This is a genomic window from Providencia sp. PROV223 (assembly GCF_028479245.1).
Taxonomy (GTDB): Bacteria; Pseudomonadota; Gammaproteobacteria; order Enterobacterales; family Enterobacteriaceae; genus Providencia; species Providencia rettgeri.
Genome location: NZ_JAMPNG010000039.1, coordinates 1 through 2620, shown reverse-complemented (window position 1 = coordinate 2620; position 2620 = coordinate 1). Strand labels below are relative to the sequence as shown.

The window sequence follows — 2620 nt, the reverse complement described above, 5'->3', positions numbered from 1 at the left end:
GTGACTGCGTACCTTTTGTATAATGGGTCAGCGACTTATATTCTGTAGCAAGGTTAACCGTATAGGGGAGCCGTAGGGAAACCGAGTCTTAACTGGGCGAATAAGTTGCAGGGTATAGACCCGAAACCCGGTGATCTAGCCATGGGCAGGTTGAAGGTTGGGTAACACTAACTGGAGGACCGAACCGACTAATGTTGAAAAATTAGCGGATGACTTGTGGCTGGGGGTGAAAGGCCAATCAAACCGGGAGATAGCTGGTTCTCCCCGAAAGCTATTTAGGTAGCGCCTCGTGAACTCATCTTCGGGGGTAGAGCACTGTTTCGACTAGGGGGTCATCCCGACTTACCAACTCGATGCAAACTACGAATACCGAAGAATGTTATCACGGGAGACACACGGCGGGTGCTAACGTTCGTCGTGAAGAGGGAAACAACCCAGACCGCCAGCTAAGGTCCCAAAGTCATAGTTAAGTGGGAAACGAAGTGGGAAGGCTCAGACAGCCAGGATGTTGGCTTAGAAGCAGCCATCATTTAAAGAAAGCGTAATAGCTCACTGGTCGAGTCGGCCTGCGCGGAAGATGTAACGGGGCTAAACTATGCACCGAAGCTGCGGCAGCGATATGTAAATATTGTTGGGTAGGGGAGCGTTCTGTAAGCCTGTGAAGGTGTACTGTGAGGTATGCTGGAGGTATCAGAAGTGCGAATGCTGACATAAGTAACGATAATGCGGGTGAAAAACCCGCACGCCGGAAGACCAAGGGTTCCTGTCCAACGTTAATCGGGGCAGGGTGAGTCGACCCCTAAGGCGAGGCAGAAATGCGTAGTCGATGGGAAACGGGTTAATATTCCCGTACTGGTGATAATTGCGATGGGGGGACGGAGAAGGCTAGGCTATCCGGGCGACGGTTGTCCCGGTTTAAGGATGTAGGCAGGTGAATTAGGCAAATCCGGTTCACTATATGCTGAGGTCCGACGACGAGTCACTACGGTGATGAAGTAGCTCATGCCCCGCTTCCAGGAAAAGCCTCTAAGCTCTAGATTATCATTAATCGTACCCCAAACCGACACAGGTGGTCAGGTAGAGAATACTCAGGCGCTTGAGAGAACTCGGGTGAAGGAACTAGGCAAAATGGTGCCGTAACTTCGGGAGAAGGCACGCTGGCGCTAGGTGAAGTCCCTCGCGGATGGAGCTGAAGCCAGTCGCAGATACCAGCTGGCTGCAACTGTTTATTAAAAACACAGCACTGTGCAAACACGAAAGTGGACGTATACGGTGTGACGCCTGCCCGGTGCTGGAAGGTTAATTGATGGGGTTATCCGTAAGGAGAAGCTCTTGATCGAAGCCCCAGTAAACGGCGGCCGTAACTATAACGGTCCTAAGGTAGCGAAATTCCTTGTCGGGTAAGTTCCGACCTGCACGAATGGCGTAATGATGGCCAGGCTGTCTCCACCCGAGACTCAGTGAAATTGAACTCGCTGTGAAGATGCAGTGTACCCGCGGCAAGACGGAAAGACCCCGTGAACCTTTACTATAGCTTGACACTGAACATTGAGCCTTGATGTGTAGGATAGGTGGGAGGCTTTGAAGTGTGGACGCCAGTCTGCATGGAGCCAACCTTGAAATACCACCCTTTAATGTTTGATGTTCTAACGTAGCCCCGTTATCCGGGGTGCGGACAGTGTCTGGTGGGTAGTTTGACTGGGGCGGTCTCCTCCCAAAGAGTAACGGAGGAGCACGAAGGTTGGCTAAGCATGGTCGGACATCATGCGGTTAGTGCAAAGGCATAAGCCAGCTTGACTGCGAGAGTGACGGCTCGAGCAGGTACGAAAGTAGGTCTTAGTGATCCGGTGGTTCTGAATGGAAGGGCCATCGCTCAACGGATAAAAGGTACTCCGGGGATAACAGGCTGATACCGCCCAAGAGTTCATATCGACGGCGGTGTTTGGCACCTCGATGTCGGCTCATCACATCCTGGGGCTGAAGTAGGTCCCAAGGGTACGGCTGTTCGCCGTTTAAAGTGGTACGCGAGCTGGGTTTAGAACGTCGTGAGACAGTTCGGTCCCTATCTGCCGTGGGCGTTGGAAGATTGAAAGGGGCTGCTCCTAGTACGAGAGGACCGGAGTGGACGCACCACTGGTGTTCGGGTTGTCATGCCAATGGCATTGCCCGGTAGCTAAGTGCGGAAGAGATAACCGCTGAAAGCATCTAAGCGGGAAACTTGCCTTGAGATGAGTCTTCCCTGACTCTTAAAGGGTCCTAAAGGAACGTTTAAGACTAAGACGTTGATAGGTTGGGTGTGTAAGCGTAGCGATACGTTGAGCTAACCAATACTAATGAACCGTGAGGCTTAACCTGACAACACCGAAGGTGTTTTAGAGAGATTATGTTGATTCAATAAGCGTGAGAAGCCGAAAGGTGAAGGACACAGCAGCTTGTTCGAGATTGATGTTCTGGTTTAGTGCACGAAAGTGAGATTAAACGGGAACACACAGAATTTGTCTGGCGGCAATAGCGCGGTGGTCCCACCTGACCCCATGCCGAACTCAGCAGTGAAACGCCGTAGCGCCGATGGTAGTGTGGGGTCTCCCCATGTGAGAGTAGGGAACTGCCAGACATTCAA

Annotated in this window: 2 rRNA genes; both read left to right on the top strand. The window is 51.9% G+C overall.

Annotation, left to right across the window (positions count from 1 at the left end):
- A 23S ribosomal RNA gene (locus PR767_RS21170) occupies window positions 1–2355 on the top strand; the annotation flags it as partial.
- Between the two features lie 143 nt (window positions 2356–2498).
- Window positions 2499–2614: ribosomal RNA gene (gene rrf / locus PR767_RS21165) — 5S ribosomal RNA — on the top strand.
- The last annotated feature ends 6 nt before the right edge of the window (window positions 2615–2620 follow it).